At 68.2% G+C, this 409-nt stretch carries 1 pseudogene; it reads left to right on the top strand.

What is annotated here, in order from left to right:
* Nucleotides 1-409: pseudogene (locus tag CAY82_RS27675) on the top strand (hypothetical protein); the annotation flags it as partial.

Genomic DNA, 409 nt, shown 5'->3' with positions numbered 1-409 from the left:
GAGGAGTGGGGCTACACCGAGGAGAACATGACGGGCCCGATCCGCGGCGCCGCCCTCCCGATGGCCTTCAACCGCCAGACCCACTACACCAAGGGCCTGCTCCTGGTCGGCGACGCGGGCGGCCTGGTCAACCCGTTCAACGGCGAGGGCATCGCCTACGCCATGGATTCCGGCCAGATCGCCGCCGACGTCATCGTCCAGGCCCACGCCCGCTCCACCCCGGCCCAGCGCGAACGCGCCCTCCTCGGCTACCCCAAGGTCCTCAAGGAGACCTACGGCGGCTACTACTCCCTGGGCCGCGCCTTCGTGAAGCTCATCGGCAACCCCAAGGTCATGAAACTCGCCACGGAACGGGGCCTGACCCACCCGGTCCTGATGCGCTTCACCCTCAAGATGCTGGCCAACCTCA

Source organism: Pseudomonas sp. SID14000, assembly GCF_002165135.1.
GTDB lineage: Bacteria > Pseudomonadota > Gammaproteobacteria > Pseudomonadales > Pseudomonadaceae > Aquipseudomonas.
The sequence above is the reverse complement of the archived record's forward strand: the minus strand, read 5'-3'. Positions and strand labels throughout refer to the sequence as shown.